Below are 19471 nucleotides of genomic sequence, written 5' to 3' on the forward strand. Positions count from 1 at the left end.
CGCCCGCGGGCGGTATCGAGGCGCGATATCGGCGGTATCGAAGCGGAATATCGGCGGGGGCGGAGGGTAGTATCGACTCGCGCTACACCCGGTACCGAGCAGGGTGATTACTCAAGACCTGGCTTTGCTGCTTTCGCCTGCGGCCCAATATGCCTACCAGAATCGCAGAGAGGATAATTTCCACGCCGACAAGCAAAGCTACTTTTGTTAAATTGCTCCCAACAAGCATGGTGACCGCCGCTGTGTCTATAAGCATATGGGCGAGAATGCAAGGAATGGAGCCGCGCGACAATTCTTTTACTGCACCCAGGGTAAATGTGTTCCCAAGTATCATCAGGAAAAAGATGAGGTAATTGGAGGAACCAGCCGTGATCCACGGCAGACGATAGATGGGGAAATGCCATATAAACCAGATGACGGATATAACGAGCATTTTCAGCACAAAACTTTTCTTTATGGATATATGGGTTTGCAGATACCATCGCCACCCCACCTCTTCCAGTCCGCCCTGCAAAAGCGTCCAGGGGAAATAGGCAATCATGGCCGAAAATGGGGAACCGGTAAAAGTCACATTTCCCAGTAAAACTGATATTCCGTAATAGATAAGCGGCACCGCCAGAGCGGTGACATAGGCATACCGGCGTTCGTGCGGTGAAAACGCCGCTTTAAGAATTTGCCCTATTCCAGACACTTCACCGGACATCTGCACGAAACCAAAGGCAACCAGCATCGGCAGCAGATTCATGAAAATGAACAGCACGGAAGCCCAGATATTCGTGTTGTCCGGTACAAACCACAGGATAAGCTGACCTACCAGGAAGGTACAGACAATGGTGATAAGGGCGTATAAATAGGGCAATAAAATGCGTTGATTTTTCATATCCGTCTCTTGAATACCAGATTTACTTTATACTATCAGATTATTCTGAAAAGAGCAAGAAAAATGCAGGTAGAAACACATTTCTACCTGCATGTCAGATTTGGTGGAGCCGCGGAGAATCGAACTCCGGTCCACGAAAGCCCCCTGATCGGCATCTCCAGGCTCAGTCGCTGGTTTGGTCTCGGACGCGTTGCGCGCAGCGACACGCTCGCGGCGTCCCAACCGGTTCGGTCTTAGCCCGCGCCATACCGGTTACGTGCGCGGGAGCATTCCCCTAAGATGACATCGCACCCGTGTCGGGGACATCACGGGATTGACGTGCCGCTAATTAATTAAGCAGCAAGAGCCAGCTGAGGCTCGTAAGAAGAATTCTTGTCAATTCATTTTGACAGTACCCCTGTTTAACGTGGCGAGGAGACCACGGCCTGCTTCCTCTCTCAGAGCTATCGTGTCGAAACCAGTCGGCCCCAAAGGCGGTCTGGCGGGCCCGCTCCAGGCGTGCCCAACTCGACCTGTCAAGGTTCTCTCCCCGCGACGCATCGCTGGGGAGTAGGTATTCTACCACGTTGTTTGCCGGCTTATTCCCTCGCTGCATCCTCGCCGCGAAATGCGTTGCCGAAAAGCGTGTCACAACTGACACGGACACCTCAAAATCGGGCCTTTCATGTCAGTTGTGACACGCTTTTGCTTCTGAGGTGCGTCCACGTCTCGTTTGCGTGCGTTGGGTGAAGTTCGGCAACGGTGGTGCGGCGCCCGAGCCCGGTTCCCCGCCCGCACGGGCGGGGAGGAGCCCAGGGGCACAGATAAGGGCTTTTAGGCGCGACGTCCCCGTCTGCTTGGCGGAAAAGAGTTCGCATGCGGCTTGCGGCGCCGTGTGACTGAAGTTGCTGATGAAGTGGTAGAAGATGTGGCAAGGAAACGGTTGCCGCCACGGCCCGTTGCCGTCGGGGCTCTTCTGCTGGCCACGTCTTTTGCCTTGGTGATGTGGGGCCGTCGATGTGTGCGGGAGGCGTGCTGCAGCGTGGCGGTGTATGAGAAAGGCATGGCATGGAGATGGGAGCTCAGACACCGGTTGACAACAGCGACAAGGTCGCCTTGGTACTTGAGGGCGGAAGCTTCCGCTGCCAGTTCACCGCGGGCGTGCTCGACGTGCTGCTCGAAAAGGGGCTCAATGCGGCGGCGATATACGGAGTGTCGGCGGGCACGCTCTCTGGCCTGAACTTTAAATCACGTCAGATCGGACGCGTGAACCGCGTCAACCTCGCGTTTTGCAACGACGGGCGATACATGGGCGCCGAGGCCGTGGCGGCCAGCGGCAGCCTTGTCGGCTACGACTTCATGCTCAACGACGTCCAGGACCGTCTCGACCCCTTCGACAACGATGCCTTTCTAGCCAATCCGGCGAGGCTCTTCGCCACGGTAACCGACATCGTATTCGGCACGCCGGCCTATCTCGAGGTCGCGAGCGCGACGCTTGACATCGATGCGGTGCGCGCCTCGACCTCCATGCCGCTTGTGACCTCTCCGGTCGAGATCGACGGGCATTTCTATCTTGACGGTGGCATTGCCGATTCGGTCCCCGTGGAGCATGTGTTCGAGGACGAGGGATTTGCCCGCGCGGTGGTGGTGCTCACGCAGCACCGCGACTACCAGAAGGGTCCCTACGAGTTCATGGGGGCCGCCCGCGCCCGCTATGCAAAGTACCCGTATCTGATCGATGCGCTCGAGACGCGTCACACGCGCTACAACGAGCAACGCGAGCACATTTGGGAATATGAGCGCGAGGGGAAGGCGCTTGTGATTGCGCCTCCCACCCCTGTCGAGGTCGGTCATATGGAGCGCGATCCCGAGAAGCTGCTCGCGCTCTACATTCAGGGCAGGCAGGAGGCGACGCGGCAGCTCGATGCGATTCGGGCGTATCTGGGGTAGCCTTGAGGGCCATTCGAAAAAAGTGTTGAAGACTCTGCGAAAAACCCTTCCTGTACCTGCGGAAGGTGGTTGACGCACGGCGGCGGCGCGGTATACTCATCAAGTTACTTTTCAGAGCCCCGTGAATCTCTGTCAAGACACGTATTATTGGAGGAGTCCGAAGTGATTCAGAAGTCGACTCACTATGCCAAGCAGGGTGAGGTTTCCCGCAACTGGGTCCTCATCGATGCCGAGGGTGCTGTTCTGGGTCGTCTTGCCACTCAGATCGCTATGATCCTGCGCGGCAAGAACAAGCCCCAGTTCACGCCTAACTCCGACTGCGGCGACTTCGTGGTGGTCATCAACGCCGATAAGGTCCAGCTTACCGGTAACAAGGCCGCTCACAAGACCTACTATCGCCACACCGGCTACAACGGCGGCCTCAAGGCTGAGAGCTTCCGCACTGCCATGGAGAAGCATCCTGAGACGGTCATCGAGCGCGCCGTGCGCGGCATGCTGCCCAAGACCACCCTTGGTCGCAAGCAGCTCACCAAGCTCAAGGTCTACGCTGGCCCCGAGCATCCGCACGCTGCCCAGAACCCCGTCAAGATCGAGCTGGAGGCATAAGCTATGGCTGAGAACACCGTTGTCTACCAGGGCACCGGCCGTCGCAAGAACGCCGTGGCCCGTGTCCGCCTTGTTCCCGGCACCGGCAAGGTGACCGTCAACAAGCGTGACGCCGCCGAGTACTTCGGCCGCCAGAACCTGCTCGACATGGCTCTGGCGCCCTTCAAGGTTACCGACACCGCCGGTTCCTTCGACGTCATCGCTCTGTGCGATGGCGGCGGCATCTCCGGCCAGGCTGGCGCTCTGCGCCTGGGCATCGCTCGTGCGCTGCTCAACGCCGGTGACTACCGCGCCGACCTCAAGAAGGCCGGCTACCTCACGCGCGACGCGCGCGTGGTCGAGCGCAAGAAGTACGGTCTCAAGAAGGCCCGTCGCGCTCCGCAGTTCTCCAAGCGTTAATTTCTCTTACCTTGGATGTTCAAGGGCCTGCCGAGATGCTCGGCGGGCCCTTTTTTTCGTCTCTCAAGGAGGCGCCCATCTTCGGTTGAGATTCTGGATGCTACAGCGACACCGAAATGGGAAGAAATGAGGTACGATAGAAGGGGCCGCGAAAGCGGCTTATATTCTCTTGCACGGGTGATCTAGGGGAGTCATGTTCCAACGAGCTTTGAGATCTTTTGGGTTACACAGGAGAAGAAACGTTCTACTTTCCCCGCTGGCGGGCAAGGTGATTCCGCTCTCTGAGGTTGGCGATCCCACGTTTGCCTCCGGGTCGCTGGGCGAAGGCGTGGCGATAATTCCTACGGGCAGCAAGGTCGTTGCGCCGTCGGACGCCAAGGTCAAGGCGATCTTTCCCACCGGCCATGCGGTCGCGCTCCATACCAACGAGGGGCTCGATGTCCTGATCCACGTCGGGCTCGATACCTATAAGTTGGAGGGGCGCCACTTCAAGGTTCACGCGGCGGTGGGCGATACGGTCAAGAAGGGCGACGTGCTCATCGAGTTCGATCGCGAGGCAATCCGCAAGGAGGGCTACGACGTCACCGCGCCCATTCTGATTTGCAATGCCGTAGAATTTTCCAGTATCAAAGGCAGCGTGGGCGACACGGTGTCTGAACTCGAGAAACTCATCACCGCTCGCGAGCGATGAGGGGTGATTGGAGCGGCTGCTGTCGGGGCGGCCGCTAACGTGAGCATCCATAGAAAGGGGTCCACATGCTCAAGATCGTACGCGCCCGTGACTACCAGGACATGAGCCGCAAGGCGGCGAACATCATCTCCGCCCAGATCATCCTGAAGCCAGACTGCGTTCTGGGCCTGGCCACCGGCAGCACGCCCATCGGCACCTACAAGCAGCTTATCGATTGGTACAACAAGGGCGACCTCGATTTCGCTCAGGTGAGCACCTACAACCTGGACGAGTACCGCGGCCTTTCGCATGACGACCCCCAGAGCTATCACTACTTCATGCGTGAGAACCTGTTCAATCATGTGAACATCGACCTTGCCAACACGCATGTGCCCGACGGCTCCAACCCCGATGCAGAGGCCGCCTGCTCCGGCTATGACGAGATCGTCGCCGCCGCCGGTTATCCCGACCTGCAGCTTCTGGGTATCGGCAACAACGGTCACATCGGCTTCAACGAGCCCGATGACCACTTCTCGAAGGGCACGCATTGCGTCGACCTTACCGAGTCGACCATTCAGGCCAACAGCCGTCTGTTCGACCGCATCGAGGACGTCCCGCGCCAGGCGTACACCATGGGTACCCAGACCATCATGTATGCCCGCCAGATCCTTGTGGTCGCCAACGGCGAGGCGAAGGCTCAGGCCGTGCATGACATGTGCTTCGGACCGGTCACCCCGTCCTGCCCCGCGTCCATCCTGCAGCTGCATCCCAACGTCGTGGTCGTCGCCGACGAGGCGGCGCTCTCGCTCTGCGAGTAGATTGCCGGACGGCCGCCCGCTACGTGGCATTGCCGTTGCTGCGAACGCCTGCGCCCCACGCGTGAGATGCGCGTCGTGAGCGCCGAATGATGCCGCGTGGGCGTCGCCATATCCTGATTGGGGCCCTGGAGATCCAGGGCCCTTTTTCTTGCCAAAATCTATCCAATATCTAACACGAGTGGGGACGATGGAACGAAGGCGTCGAGGGGTGGATTCGTTGTGTTGTCATGCGCCTATCGGCGTATGGACGAGATTCGTCTGTGAACGGTATCCATCTGGGCGCGCCGCGCCATCATAATGGTCAACAATATGTTGAGGGGGCTACATTGTTGCGTTGACGTGCGGATTTGCGAAATCGCGTCGCTTCGTGTCGAATGTGCGCGGCATTTCACTGTCTTCGATGTTTCTTGCCCGAATCTAACATGCCCCAAGGGGGGCTGAAAGATTTGGATGCTGTGGTCGGGCTGTCCGCATATGGTGGGGTTGGGGAGGAGCAAGCGATGACGATGAGGCAAGCGGGCGTGAGCGACGGCCAACAGGGCACGGAATGGCGGGGCGGGGACGGCAGCCCTTCTGCCTCCATGGCTGTCGAAGGCGTGCAGGCGCTTCCCATGGGGGTGAGCTTCACCGTGCGGAGAAGGGGTCTGATTCGCGATGTGCTTGCCCATGACGCCGCCGGAAAGGCGGTGCTCATATGTGCGCCGAGTCATTTTGGAAAGACGGCACTGCTCATACAGGTGGTGGAGGAGGTTCGCACCGATCCAAAGCGAGGCGCCGCGGTGCTGATAGATGCCCATGACGCGCAGATCGATGAGCTGCTGCTCCAGCTGGACGAGGTCGAAGAGATCACTTCCGGACAGGACCGCCCCCTTGTCGCGATCGACAACCTTCCTGTTTTTGAGGCGTGCGCCGCGCGGATGCTGGTGGAGCGCCTAAGAGGGCTGCGCCGCCTCGGTTGCGGGGTCGTCGCATCCTGCTTGCCGTCCAACCGGACGCTGATCAAGGCGTTCGGAGACTCGATTAAGATCGCGCCGCGGGCGCTGACGGTAGGCCCCCACGAATATGCGGAATGGATGAGGGTGTTCTCGCTGCCGGTGGCAATAGATGTCTACGGGCTCACGCAGGGCATCCCGGCGCTCGTCGCGGCGCTTCGAGGATCGCTGGGCGGACTTGCAAAACCGCCTCGGCAGTACAGCTCCTGCGTATACGAGGTCTGCCAGTCGGTCATGGCGGAGATCGAGGGCGAAGAGGGGTCTCTGTGGTCGGTGGCGGCGCTCATGATGCTGCTGGGGTCCGGGTCGCTCTCCGATGTGGGCCGGTGCGGTCCGGCAATCACGCAGCGTCAAGTCTCCGCACTTGCGCGCGACTATCCCATCTTTGGTATTGACCCTGCGAACCAGACGTTTACCTGTCTGACGGACGCGGCTGACGCGCTGGAGAGATTGCGGCAGGACGTGGTTGACAAAAGTCCGCGGCTCGCGAGGCGCGCCGTGAAGACGCTCATGAAGCTCGGGCGCGTCGACGATGCGGCACGTCTTGTCGAGGGACAGTTTTCCCCCGCCATGGCGCTCGGCGCCATACGGGCATATCCCGTAGAGTTTTCACTCGCGGGACATGCCCGGCTTGTGCTGCGCACGCTCGATGCCCCTCGCGGCCCCTCGTCCCATGCAGGCCCGCGGGCGATCGAGCTTGTGGCGCTCTATGCGGCTTCGATCATTGCCGGAGACCTTCGTCAGGCGCGGTTTGCGGCAAAGCGCCTCGAGCGTCTTTCAGACGACGGCGGGGGCGAGCGATGCGCGTTTGCGTGGGCGCGGGCGGAGGCGATACATAGTGCCTGGGGCGGCTCCGATGGGACGGAGCTTCCCGAGCGAGACCATGGGGGAGATGTCGCGACAAGCGATGACGCGTGCATCTTGCTGTCGCTGCATGCGCGGCTCCTCCACGCTCTGGTGCGGCATGAAGACCTCGAAGAGCCTCTGGCGGCCGAAGGGCTGCGTGACAGCGTCCGCCTCGATCAGCCGAGGCTGCTGGTCGAGGCGGACCGGATGATGGGGGAGGCGCTCATGGGCGGCACGCTGCGGCTCGATGAGCGCGACGAGCTGTACGCGGGCATCTGCGGGGAGTTGCTCGACGAGGGGCTTACATGGGTCGCAGGCCAGATGCGCTTGGCGCTTGCGACCCGCCGGCTTCTCGTGGGCATGCCGGTTGCCGACGAGCGTGCGTTTTCAGACGCGGGGACCCTCTATGTCAGGGCGAACAACCAAGAGATGCAGCTGCTCTGCACGGTGCTCGAGGGCTGGCAAGACCTGCTGCACGGAGAGGTCATCAACGCCGGATTTCGCGGGCGGCAGGCGGCAGGGCTCGCGGGGGAGGGACTCGACTTCATCTTTGGATGGGCAAAGCTCCTCGAACGGGTCGCACAGCTGCGAAACACGTCGCTCGTCACGCTGCGCGAGGAGGCCGTCGCCATAGATCTGGCCGAGCGGGGCGTCGATTCGCTGCGTGCGTGGCGCGTGGCGCTCGAGCTGTCAGCGGCGCGCATGGACGCCGAGCTTTCGGCTTGGTATTCCATGCATCGCGTGTCGCTGCTCGATCCTTCGATGCGGCTTGTGGCGCGCCTTGCCATCGATGCTCTGGGGGAGCGCGCGGATTCGCTGCGCAGGCTCCTGCCCAGGCAGCTGCTCGTGGGTTATAGCCTGCTTGCCCCAGAGGACGCCAAGGTCGACCGACCGTTTCAGGTGGTCGCGCAGCCCGAGCTTGACGAAGAGCAGGTGCGGATCAATCTGTTCGGGGGCTTTCGCGCCGAGCGGGGCGGCCATGTCATGGTCGACGAGCTGTGGAAGCGCAAGAAGGCGAGCGTCCTCGCCGCGCGTCTGGTGCTCGCCGAGGGCTCGTTTGTTCCGCGCGACGTGCTGGCTGGAGAGCTTTGGCCGGGACTCGCTCCCGAGCGGGCGAAATCCAATCTCTATACCACGCTCTCGACCTTGCGGGGCGCCCTCGGTCAGCGCCAGATGGGCGTGAACTACCTCGTTACGCAGGGAGAGGGCGTGGCCATCAACGTCGAGTACATCTCTTCGGACATCATGGTCTTCAACGCCTTGACGCGTCAGGTGCTGCTGAGGCGCAACGGCGCCAGCGCTCCCCAGCTGATCGAGCTGTGCCTGAAGGCGGAGCAGGTGTATGTGGGGCCGCTCTACGTGCCGGATCGGAATACGCCGCGGTTTTTTGTAAACATGCGCAGGGTGCTGCAGGCGAAGTTCGTCGACTGCATGATGCGCGGCGTCGAGCTGGCGATCGACGAGGAGAACACGGGCGCGGCGATATGGATGGTGGAGGCGGCGCTTCGCTATGAGCCGAGACGTGAAGACGTGGTGAGGGCGGCGATGCGCGTGTATGACCTGGATGGACGGCGTCGAGAGGTCGAGGAGCTGTTCATGCGCCACGGCGTCTATCTGAGGGAGCACGGGGGAGGTCTGCCCGAGCCGGAGACGCGGGCGCTCTACGAAAGGATCATGCAGAGGAAGCGTCGACATGGGTCGGTATCGTAAGGGGTGCGCCCCCTTGCGCCAAGGGGGCACAAGGGGGCGCATCTGGTGTCGGCGAGTTTCGTTTTGGCTCTCGTTTTGCCGCGGGGGCGCAGGGCTCGGCTCACGCGGCGACATGCGGGCCGTCGCGTTCTCGCCTGTGCCCGCATCGGCCCTGTGCCGGGGCTTCCTTTTACCGGGGCGGCCGAGCGGCAGCTTGCTAGACGAGCTTGATATGCTCGATATCCTTGCGTTGAGAGAGCCGGTACAGCGAGAACTTGCGTCCGATGACCTGCACCACCTCTGCCTGGCAGCGCTCCGCGAGTTCGTTGGCCGCTTCGCGCGTCTCGAGGCTCGAAGTGTCGAGAACCGAGCATTTGACGAGCTCATGGGCCTCGAGCGCCTCGTTTGCCTGCTCGACGGTGCCGTCGTTGACATCGCCTTTGCCGACGATGATCACGGGATTCAGATGATGTGCGAGGCTGCGGAGCTGCCTCACCTGCTTGCCGGTCAAAGCCATGGAACCTTCCTTCTGGATGCCTTGGAGCATCCGCTGCGTTTGGTGATGCCGCCTGCCGGCGGCCCGATTTGTCGCGCCCCACCTTACCGCATGGCGTATGCATTGCGCTCGCACGCATGCCGGCTTCGTAAAGAAACCGGAATGCATGGGCGGGACCGTCGAGCTGCGACATGTCCGGAAACCCGTGTATCAGCGCGCATAATGTGACTGTAAAAAAGCAATATATGGTGTTACCGTTTACGGAAAAGCACAATATCTTGGAATGGCGCTTGATAGAATCGTCATCGGCTGACTCTTGACCGCACCGCCTGCCGCGGCACGGAAAGCGTATGTCCGCGCAGGATGAGATAGTAGGCCCAACCGATGGAAAGCGAGGACCGCCATGGCAACCAAGATAGAGGAGCTTGTCCAGCGTCGCTTTACGAGCGTGCTCGAGGAGCCGCAGTGCGCCGGCAAGACGGTATATGATCTGTTCGAATGGTCGCTTCGCGACGTGCATCTGACCGACTATAAGACCGGTAAAGTGCTGTGCGACATGCATGACCTGGAGTTTCCCGTTCAGTATTCGCAAAACGCGGTCGACATCATCGCGTCGAAGTACTTCCGCCGCGCCGGCGTCCCCGGCAAGGGGCACGAGACGTCCATGCGCCAGGTCGCTCACCGCATGGTGGACTTTTGGGTTGCCTCCCTGGTCGACGAGGGCCTTATCGAAGACGGCGAGCAGGCGCAGGTGCTCTATGACGAGCTCGTCTACATGATTTTGGACCAGCGCTTTGCCCCCAACTCGCCCCAGTGGTTCAATACCGGCCTGAAGCGCGCATACGGAATCTCCGGCGAACCCCAGGGCATGTTTTACGTCGACCCCGACTCCGGCGAGGTCGTTGAGTCCCCCGACCAGTATTCCCGCACCCAGGCGAGCGCCTGCTTCATCGTTTCGGTTGAGGACAAGTTGCTGGGCGATCATTCCATCTCCGACGAATACGTTACCGAGACCAAGCTGTTCAAAGGCGGGTCGGGAACCGGGTCAAACTTCTCGGCCCTGCGCGCCGAGGGGGAGCGGCTTTCGGGAGGCGGCGTATCGAGCGGCGTCATGAGCTTCCTGCGGGGGTTTGACCGCAACGCGGACGCCATCAAGAGCGGCGGCACCACGCGTCGAGCGGCCAAGATGGTGTGCCTCGACATCGACCATCCGGATATCGAGAAGTTCATCACCTGGAAGGCCCGCGAGGAGGACAAGGCGCTCGCCCTCATGAAGATGGGCTATGACGGCGACATCAACGGCGAGGCGTATTCGACCGTGTCGGGCCAGAACTCCAACAATTCCCTGCGTATCGACAACGAGTTCATGGCGAAGGTCATGACGCTCGACGAAGACCCCGATGCCACCTATACCCTAAAGGGCCGCGTGGACCCCGCGCTCGACCGCGAGGTATCGGTGGCCCATGTCTGGGACATCTTCAACGAGAGCGCATGGCGCTGTGCCGATCCGGCGCCGCAGTTTTCCGACACGTTCAACGAATGGCACACCTGCCCCGGTGGCGAGGACGGCGTGGTCGGGGCAAGTTACAACCGCCTCAATTCCACGAATCCGTGCGGCGAGTATGCGTTCTTGGACGATTCGAGCTGCAACCTCGCATCCATCAACGTGTATCGCTTCTATGACCCTGCGCTCGACGAGTTCGACGTCGAGGGCTATGAGCATGCCATCGACCTCATCCAGCTTGCCCTCGAGGCATCGATCGCGTGGGGGCAGTTCCCCACGCGCGACATCGCTCGCAAGACCTATCGCTTCCGTGCGACGGGCCTCGGCATGTCCAATCTTGCCAGCCTGCTCATGGCGAAGGGCATGCCTTACGACTCGCCCGAGGCCCGCGCCCTGGCGTCGGCGCTCGCCGGCGTCCTCACGGGCCGAAGCTATGCCGCCTCGGCCATCATGGCGCGCAAGATCGGGCCGTTCGATTGCTATTCCATCAACAAGCGCCACATGGCCCGCGTCATCCGCAACCATGCGCGCGTGGCCGGAGCTCGCACCGATGCCTTCGAGGACCTCACGGTTGAGCCGCCCATCGTCGACTTCGACCTGCTCACGCAGGCGGGTGAAGGCAGGCTTGCAAGCGCGCTCATCGAGTCGTGGACCTTTGCCGAGGAGCTTGGCGAGCGCTACGGATACCGCAACGCGCAGGTAAGCGTCATGGCGCCCACGGGCACCATCTCGTTTGCGATGGACTGCGCCGCCACCTCTATCGAGCCCTTCTTCAGCCACATGATCTACAAGAAGCTCTCGGGCGGCGGGTTCATGACCATTGCGAACCCCGTGATCGGCGATGCCCTGCGCCACCTCGGCTATTCCGAAGAGGAAGTCGAGGACATCCTCGCCTACGTGCAGGCGACCGACGATGCCGGCATGGTCATCGACGGCAAGATCGAGGGCGCCCCGCATCTCAAGCCAGAGCATCTCGCCGTCTTTGACACGGCGAACGTCTGTGGAACCGGCGAGCGCTACATCTCGCCGCGCGGGCATGTGCTCATGGTCGCGGCGCTTACGCCTCTTGTTTCGGGCGCCATCTCGAAGACCGTCAACCTTCCTCACTCGGCCACCGTCCAAGACTTCAAAGACGTGATCATGCTGGCGTGGCAGACGGGCGTAAAGGGGATCACCCTGTATCGCGACGGGTCTAAAAACGCCCAGCCGCTCAACACGACGCTTGCTGATGACGGCGGCGAGAAGGATCTGGGAGAGCTCTCCTATGCCGCCCTGCTCGACTATGCTCGCTCGGCAAAGGCCGAGCTTGCCCGTCCCGCACGCCCGGCGCAGCGCCGCCGCATCATGGGCATCCGCAACGGGCGCACGCATTTGGCGCAGATTGACGGCGTGAAGATCTACACCACGGTCAACCGCAACGAGGACGGCCAGATCTCGGAGCTCTTTGTGACGACCGACCGCGAGGGCACCACCATCATGGGCCTTCTGAACTCGCTTTCAAAGACCATCTCGGTCATGTTGCAGTACGGCATTCCCGCCGAGAGCATTTCCAAGATGCTGCGCGGACAAATGTATGAGCCCTATGGCTTCGTCCAGAGCCATCCCAACATCAAGTACGTGACAAGCATCTCGGACCTGATCTCAAAGGTCATCGACATCGAATTGGGCGACTATACGCGCGTCCAGGTGAAGCCCGAGGCGATTGAGCAGCCCCGTGCGCTGAGTGCCGCCGATGCGGTCGCTGCGGTCGAGAGCCGCGTGTCGGCATCGGGATATGGCGAGGAGGATACCCCGGCGGTGCCCGGCGAGCAGCTGACGCGCCTGGTGGAGGAGAAGACCGTCGAGCTTGTCGAGGAGACCGGTTCGGTCGATTCGAGCGACTTCTATACCGCCGCCTTCATCAATGAGGCGGCACATGACGCCGCCTTGCATGGCGAGCGTCTCTACGACGGCAGCACCTGTCCCACCTGCGGCAGCTCACGTATGGTTCAAAACGGGACATGCAAGGTGTGCATGGACTGCGGCACCACCACCGGCTGCAGCTGATATCAACGAGGGCAACCTCCCGTAGCACGCCGCCTTGCCGCTCGGCTTCGGGGCATGGCGCCATGGTCCGTGTCCGTCCACGGCAGCCTGATGCGTTGCGGGAGGTTGCACATCCGGGTAGAGGGGCATGCGCTCCGCCCAGCAACCCTATCTTTTGGGCGTGTTTGACAGAAAAGGAAAAAGGAAAAGATAGGAAAAAAAGGAAAACCGGCCCCGAGAACGTTGCGTCGGGGGCGGTTGCCGGACGTTTGAGAGGGTTGTGAGAAAACCTTTTGTGGCGAGTCGGGGTGGTAAGCTGAAGACGCGGCGCAAAGCGTCCGCGACGTCGCGTTTTGCCTTAAGGAGTTGCCATGCCCGAAAGCCGCCCCTCTCGCACCCCCAGCCCATCCTCTGGCCCATCTTCTCGTCCTGAAGGAAGGCGTTTCCGCCAGACGGGCTCAGCTGCGCCTCGCAACGCCTCGAATGTGCAGGCACCCATCAATGCCGCTGAGGCTGCGAAGCATGCGGCGCATGCGACCCGTCCAGAAGAAGAGGCGCGGGCGCGCCGCGCCGCCTTGGGAACGGACCGGCCGTCGGCTGCCACGCCGTCTCGAAGGGGCGGACGCGCGCGCGTGGCCGTGGCGGTGCTTGTTGGCTGCGCGCTTGCCGCAGCGATCCTCTTCGTGCTCGGAGGCGCGTTTCTGGGCGTCATGCTGCACGATGACCGCGCCGACGTCGCTGGGGAGGCTGCCCAGCTTGATGTCAGCGGCCAAAAGACCGATGGCGCCCCTGCCGATGGCTCCCAGCAGCAGGTGGCGCTCTATGCCGATGGCGACACCATCGACGCCATGTCCTACACCTACTCCATCGCCGTGACCGAAGACGGTCGAACCATTTTTGGATATCAGATGCAGGGCTCTGATGCGGCTCCGATCGAGCTGCTTGAGGTCGCAGGAGACCCGGTCGGGTTTGTTGTGAAGGACTACGTGTTCTACGTGGTATCAAATACCGAAGACGGGTTCTGCATCCAGAGCATCATGCATGGCGATGGCGGGGTCGCCTCCGTGTACCGTACGGGCGACGTCACTGTTGCAAGCATCGGCTTGGACGGGACGGATCTTACCCTTACGGACACGGATGGCAAGGCCTACACGGTCGCTCTTGGTGGGACCCAGTAGCAAAGCAGAGGGGCTCTCGTTCTCGTCGTTTCGAACCCATGCCCTTGCTCAGTGCATGGGCGGTCTCATTGCGTGCCGAAGCGTTATGGCGGGCTTGTGCCGCGGATTCAGTTCAGGCGCGGCGTGGGCTCCACGTCTGGTGCTGCTAGCGTGCCCTTGTGTTCGAGAGGGGAGACCAGGCAATGAATGCCCAGCGCACGACGCGCTGGTGGTCCAGCATATAGCGGCCTTCGGGCCTGCCCTTCTCGCCGGGTTCTCCCGCGCGCGGGTTTTCTATCATATGCTGCTCGATATAGCGCTTGAGCTCGGGGAGGCGGTCTTCGTTGCCGCCCTCGAGCATGCGGGTAAAGTCGGAGACGCCGGCCTCCAGGGAATCAAATGTGTCGCGTCGCCATGATTCGATATAGCGGACCTCGGGGCATGCTCCAAGGCCAACGAGGATATTGAACGCATAGACATAGTCGCGGCTTTCGGTGACCGAGGCCCCGATGGCGTCCATGATGTGTCGGTCCACGCGAGGGCTTGCGTTGGCAACGAGGGTGATGCAGCAGCGGCGTCGCGCCGCTTGGTCGAGCTTCAGCAGGGCCTCTGCAAGATCGGCGGTGGCAATCGAGCGGCTTGCGATGGCGATGTCCACGCATTTTGGCTCCATGCCCGCCTCATCCCAGTCTTCATCCCATGCGAGGCAACGGGTTTGGACAAGGTCCTGAAGCCCAAAGTGTCGGACGCCCTCATCGAGCACATCGAGCATGCGAGGAGAAAAGTCGCAAGCTAGGACCGGATGCCCGTTGCGGGCAAACGGTATGGCAAGCGATCCGGCGCCGCATCCCATATCGAGAACGCTCTCGCCCGGGCGCGCCTCGACGAGTGCCATGAAGTCGCGAGCATACGGATGGGTCTCGCGCGGTTTGAAATGCTTTGCCCTCGCATTCCAAAACGAGGGGTCGTCGGGTCGGCGGCGCATGGCCTGCAGTGCCTTCCATTCCTCGTTCCAGTCTGTTGTAAGCAGGGTCGCCGTAGATGCTGCCATGCGTTCATCCTTTGCTGCCCGGGTCTTGCTCCGCTGTCATCGGCATCTATAATACGGCGGCGTTTTCCATGTGTGCGGGGGCGATTCGCTTTGCCGGGCGAGCGGGCGGTCGAACAGGCCGTGCTTTTGGTATGCCGCTGGCAGTTGATAGGGTTGTCGGTCAATAGCGGGCATTCGTATTGACCATCGAAAGGCGTCGGCCACGAGGCACCTGCCCAGCGGGTGGGCACGGCGACCATCGTGGCCGATTCTTGGCGTGCGCAAGCGAATGCAAGCGTAAGTGAATGCAAGTCCAGGGGCTTGCAAGACGAGTACGGTGGAGAGCCCCTGGCGGTACGCGGCTAGTTCTTGAGCGAGTTGAGCGGGGCGGGGAAGCGTCCGCCGCGATGCGCGAACACGTTGCCGGCGAATTGGTTCACCGGCATGATGGGCGCACGGCCAAAGAGGCCGCCGTACTCCACGGCGTCGCCGACGCCCTTGCCGATGGCGGGGATGATGCGAACAGCGGTGGTCTTGTTGTTGATCACGCCGATCGCCATCTCGTCGGAGATGATGCCGGCAATGGTCTCCACGCTGGTATCGCCCGGGATGGCGATCATGTCCAGGCCGACGGAGCACACGCAGGTCATGGCCTCGAGCTTCTCAAGTGAGAGCGCGCCCGCCTCTACGGCGGCGATCATGCCCGCGTCCTCAGAGACGGGGATGAAGGCGCCCGACAGGCCTCCTACCGAAGAGGTCGCCATGACGCCGCCCTTCTTCACGCAGTCGTTCAGCAGGGCGAGGGCCGCCGTGGTGCCCGGGCCGCCGCAGGTGCCGACGCCGATGATCTCAAGGATGCGCGCGACCGAGTCGCCCACGGCGGGCGTCGGGGCGAGCGACAGGTCGACGATACCTTTTTCGACGCCGAGGCGACGAGCCGCCTCGCGGCTCATAAGCTCGCCCGCGCGGGTGATCTTGAACGCTGTCTGCTTGATTTTCTCGGCGACCTCCATCATGCTGGCGCTTTCCGGAAGCTGCTCGAGGGCGGCTGCCATGACGCCGGGGCCGGAGACGCCCACGTTGATCACCGCGTCGGCCTCGCCTGCGCCATGGACGGCACCGGCCATGAAGGGGGAGTCCTCGACCATGTTGGCGAAGACCACGAATTTGGAAGCGCCCACGGAGTCCTCGTCGGCCGTGAGCTCGGCGGAGCGGCGGACGACCTTGGCGACTTCGAGCACGGCGTCCATGTTGATGCCGGCGCGCAGGCTTGCCACATTGACGCTTGAGCACACGCGGCTCGTATTGGCGAGCGCTTCGGGAATCGAGGCGATGAGGCGACGGTCGCCATCGCCGGTGCCCTTGTGCACGAGCGCGGAGAATCCGCCAAGGTAATCGATGCCGAGCGTCTCGGCGGCACGGTCGAGGGCGTGCGCGATGGGGGTGAGGTCCTCGTCGGGACATGCCGCCGCAATCTGCGCCACGGGCGTTACCGAGACGCGCTTGTTCACGATGGGGATGCCGTATTCGCGTTCGAGGTTCTGCGCGGTCTCCACAAGGTGCTCGGCCGTGCGCGTGATGCGGTCATAGACCTTGGTGCACATGCGGTCGATGCTTTCGTCGGCGCAGCCCATGAGGGAGATGCCCATGGTGATGGTGCGAATGTCGAGATTTTGCTCCGCGACCATGCCGCGGGTCTCGGCGATCTCTGCCGGGGTGATTGCCATAGCGCTCCTTATGTCGATGTATTGCAGCGTCTGCCGGTTGTCGTGGCACCTATTCTAGCGTCCATGGCAAGCGTCCGGCATGACAAGGAACTCGTGTCCGCACCGTTTACAGGGGCAATGCGGCGTTGGGTGGGCCTACCGCGCCCAGCTCCTATGAGAAGAGCTCCTCGCAGATGCGCGCCGCCTCGGCGGCGTCCTTGGCATAGTAGTCGGCTCCGATCTCGTGCGCGTATTCGGGGGTGAGCACGGCGCCTCCCACGATGGTTTTGACCTCGTGGGCTTCACGGCGCAGCAGCTCGACGGTCTCGCGCATGGCGGGAACCGTGGTGGTCATGAGTGCCGACAGCCCCACCACGCGGACCCCCCGCTCGCGCACGCAGGCGAGGACGTCGGCGGGGTCGACATCTCTGCCCAGGTCGAAGACGGTGTAGCCGTAATTTTCAAGCAACATGCGCACGATGTTCTTGCCGATGTCGTGGATATCGCCCTTCACCGTGGCGAGGCATATGGCGCCTTTGCTGGGCGCGTCGTCTGCGGGCATGTGGGCGCGTATGGCTTCAAAGCCGATGCGCGCCGCCTCCGCGGAAGCCATGAGCTGGGGGAGGAAGTACGTTCCCGCATCGAAGCGGCGCCCGACCTCGTCAAGAGCGGGGACGAGGCAGCCGTTGACGACCTCCAAGGGGTCCGTCGATGCCAAGAGGCGCTCGACGGCCTCGCGCATGCCGTCGCGTCGCCCGGCGAGCACGAGGCTTTGCACCTGGGACGCGCCGTCTGGGGCGGCATCGCTTTCGGGTTCCGTTTTCGCCGTAGACGGGGAAGCGGCGGAAGCGCTCGCCGCATGCGCCGGTGTCCTGTCCTTATCGGCGCCCTGCCCCTTATAGGGATCGCGCCATGTGGCGTAGCGGTCGATGTAGGCGACAGACCCGGTGTCCTCTCCGTTCAGCACCCGAAATGCGCGGACGGCGTCCATGTAGCGTTCAGATCCCGGATTCATGATGGGGGCGTCGAGCCCCGCTCCAAAGGCGGCGGCGAGGAACGTGGCGTTCATGATCTCGCGCGCCGGCAGGCCGAAGCTGATGTTGGACACGCCGAGCGCGCAGTGGACGCCGAGCCGTTCTCGGCACAGCGTGACGGCACGCAGGATCTCGAGCGCCTGGTCTTGGTTGGTGGAGGCGGTCATGACTAGGCAGTCGACGAGCAGGCGCTCTCTCCCGATGCCATAGCGGGCGGCCTCCTCTATGATACGGCTTGCGATCTCAAGGCGCTCGTCCGCCGTCTCGGGGATGCCCCGCTCGTCGAGCGTGAGGGCAATCACGTTCGCTCCGTAATGGGCGGCTATCGGCAGGATGGCATCCAGGCTTTCGCGCTTCCCGTTCACCGAGTTGATGATGGGCTTTCCGGGATAGCGCCTCACGGCCGTCTCGACGGCAACAGGATCGGTCGAGTCGATCTGCAGGGGCAGCGAGACCGTTCCAGAAAGCTGCTCACAGACGCGTGTCAACACGTCGGCTTCGTCGATGCCGGGCAATCCCACATTGACGTCGAGGATGTCGGCCCCCTGCTCCTGCTGGCTGATGCCTTGGCCCACCGCGTAGTCAAGGTCGCCGTCGCGCAGGGCTTGCTGCAGCCGCTTCTTTCCGGTCGGGTTGATGCGCTCGCCGATGACGGCGATCCGTCTGCTATCCGAGGGCAGGTCGACCATGGCGCGGGCGCTTGTCGTGGAGCAGGTCGGCTCGACGCGGCGCTTTTCGGGGCGCTTGCCTTCAAGCAGCTGCGCGAGAAGCTCGATGTAGTCGGGCGTGGTGCCGCAGCAGCCGCCGACGACGGACACGCCGTCGGCGACCATGCCGGCTACGGCGTGAGCGTAGGCCGAGGGGTCGATGTCATACACCGTGCGCCCGTTCTCGACTCGCGGGAGCCCGGCATTCGCCTGCACCATCACGGGCTTAGAGGTTGTGGCGAGCATGCGGTCTGCGAAGGGGCGAAGCTCGGCGGGCCCCAGCGAGCAGTTGATGCCCACCACGTCGGCGCCGAGGGCGTCGAGCGTCGCCGCGGCAATCTCTGGCGAGGTTCCCAGGAAGGTGCGACCGTCGTCTTCGAAGGTCATCGTGGCGAAGATGGGCAGATCGGTATGCTCGCGGCATGCGAGCACCGCCGCCTTGATTTCAAGAAGGTCGGTCATGGTCTCGATGACAAGCAGGTCGACGCCGGCCGCCGCCGCTGCCCGGGCCTCTTGGGCGAAAAGCTCGTAGGCTTCGTCAAACGAGAGCGTTCCCAGGGGATGCAGCAGGGTGCCCAAAGGTCCGATGTCTCCTGCGACGTAGCGCGCGCCGGCGTCTCGTGCGATGCGCGCGGCCGCCGCGAAGACCTCTTCCACCGAGGCGTCGCCGCCCAGCTTGAGGGCATTTGCGCCAAAGGTATTGGTGGTGATGACTTCGCTTCCGGCGGCGACATATGCCTCGTGCACGCCTTGGATGACGTCTGGGTGCGAGAGGTTGAGCAGCTCGGGCCTCTCGCCTGCTTTCATGCCGGCAGCCTGGAGCATGGTGCCCATGCCTCCATCAAACAGCAGGTAGCGCTCTCCATGAAGCGAGGCCTTGAGGTCGGCGTCGGCGATGCGCAGGCGTTCGAGCGAGCGCGGCGTGTACGCGTGGCCTGCGGCGAGCTGGGCGCAGATCGGGGCGCTGTCTCTTATACACATCT

13 protein-coding genes and 1 other RNA gene are annotated in these 19471 nt (G+C 62.4%); 8 read left to right on the forward strand and 6 right to left on the reverse strand.

The features are described from left to right. Positions 1 to 82: 82 nt before the first annotated feature. The gene (locus H6A15_RS09340) at positions 83 to 880 is read right to left on the reverse strand and encodes a CPBP family intramembrane glutamic endopeptidase (RefSeq protein WP_204673487.1); all 798 of its coding nucleotides are present in this window, start codon (positions 878 to 880) and stop codon (positions 83 to 85) included. A 101-nt stretch (positions 881 to 981) separates the two neighbouring features. Beyond that, positions 982 to 1349, reverse strand: a transfer-messenger RNA (tmRNA) gene (gene ssrA / locus H6A15_RS09345). A gap of 584 nt (positions 1350 to 1933) precedes the next feature. Between ssrA and H6A15_RS09350 the strand changes: the two genes are divergently transcribed. The 6 genes from H6A15_RS09350 to H6A15_RS09375 all read left to right on the forward strand — a co-directional run bounded on the left by H6A15_RS09350 (position 1934) and on the right by H6A15_RS09375 (position 8850). Beyond that, the gene (locus H6A15_RS09350) at positions 1934 to 2809 is read left to right on the forward strand and encodes a patatin-like phospholipase family protein (protein ID WP_204673488.1); all 876 of its coding nucleotides are present in this window, start codon (positions 1934 to 1936) and stop codon (positions 2807 to 2809) included. Positions 2810 to 2971: 162 nt separating this feature from the next. After that, positions 2972 to 3415 (forward strand): 50S ribosomal protein L13, encoded by a 444-nt coding sequence (gene rplM, locus H6A15_RS09355; RefSeq protein WP_204673489.1) that lies wholly within the window; start codon positions 2972 to 2974, stop codon positions 3413 to 3415. 3 nt (positions 3416 to 3418) lie between these two features. Further along, positions 3419 to 3814 carry a 30S ribosomal protein S9 gene (rpsI, locus tag H6A15_RS09360; RefSeq protein ID WP_204673490.1) on the forward strand — a complete coding sequence of 132 codons (396 nt, stop codon included), beginning with the start codon at positions 3419 to 3421 and terminating at the stop codon, positions 3812 to 3814. Between the two features lie 193 nt (positions 3815 to 4007). After that, entirely contained in the window at positions 4008 to 4505 is a 498-nt protein-coding gene (locus H6A15_RS09365) for a PTS sugar transporter subunit IIA (protein WP_204673491.1), read from the forward strand. A gap of 65 nt (positions 4506 to 4570) precedes the next feature. Then, entirely contained in the window at positions 4571 to 5302 is a 732-nt protein-coding gene (gene nagB, locus H6A15_RS09370; RefSeq protein ID WP_204673492.1) for a glucosamine-6-phosphate deaminase, read from the forward strand. 500 nt (positions 5303 to 5802) lie between these two features. After that, positions 5803 to 8850 (forward strand): BTAD domain-containing putative transcriptional regulator, encoded by a 3048-nt coding sequence (locus H6A15_RS09375; protein WP_204673493.1) that lies wholly within the window; start codon positions 5803 to 5805, stop codon positions 8848 to 8850. Between the two features lie 196 nt (positions 8851 to 9046). On the opposite strand, the gene yhbY is transcribed toward H6A15_RS09375, so the two are convergent. Next, a complete protein-coding gene (gene yhbY / locus H6A15_RS09380) occupies positions 9047 to 9346 on the reverse strand; it encodes a ribosome assembly RNA-binding protein YhbY (protein WP_204673494.1) in 300 nt (99 codons plus the stop codon). 382 nt (positions 9347 to 9728) lie between these two features. On the opposite strand from yhbY, the gene H6A15_RS09385 reads away from it, so the two are divergent. Both H6A15_RS09385 and H6A15_RS09390 read left to right on the forward strand, forming a co-directional pair. After that, complete coding sequence (locus tag H6A15_RS09385; RefSeq protein WP_204673495.1) at positions 9729 to 12875, forward strand: vitamin B12-dependent ribonucleotide reductase; 3147 nt, start codon at positions 9729 to 9731, stop codon at positions 12873 to 12875. 464 nt (positions 12876 to 13339) lie between these two features. Beyond that, a complete protein-coding gene (locus H6A15_RS09390; RefSeq protein WP_204673496.1) occupies positions 13340 to 14032 on the forward strand; it encodes a hypothetical protein in 693 nt (230 codons plus the stop codon). A 145-nt stretch (positions 14033 to 14177) separates the two neighbouring features. On the opposite strand, the gene H6A15_RS09395 is transcribed toward H6A15_RS09390, so the two are convergent. The 3 genes from H6A15_RS09395 to H6A15_RS09405 all read right to left on the reverse strand — a co-directional run bounded on the left by H6A15_RS09395 (position 14178) and on the right by H6A15_RS09405 (position 19469). Then, positions 14178 to 15062 (reverse strand): class I SAM-dependent methyltransferase, encoded by an 885-nt coding sequence (locus H6A15_RS09395; RefSeq protein ID WP_204673497.1) that lies wholly within the window; start codon positions 15060 to 15062, stop codon positions 14178 to 14180. A gap of 341 nt (positions 15063 to 15403) precedes the next feature. Next, positions 15404 to 16768, reverse strand: a complete 1365-nt coding sequence (locus tag H6A15_RS09400) for a PFL family protein (protein ID WP_204673498.1) — start codon at positions 16766 to 16768, stop codon at positions 15404 to 15406. 151 nt (positions 16769 to 16919) lie between these two features. After that, the gene (locus tag H6A15_RS09405; RefSeq protein ID WP_204673499.1) at positions 16920 to 19469 is read right to left on the reverse strand and encodes a homocysteine S-methyltransferase family protein; all 2550 of its coding nucleotides are present in this window, start codon (positions 19467 to 19469) and stop codon (positions 16920 to 16922) included. Positions 19470 to 19471: the final 2 nt, after the last annotated feature.

This window comes from Enorma phocaeensis (assembly GCF_016901575.1).
Classification (GTDB): domain Bacteria; phylum Actinomycetota; class Coriobacteriia; order Coriobacteriales; family Coriobacteriaceae; genus Limicola; species Limicola phocaeensis_A.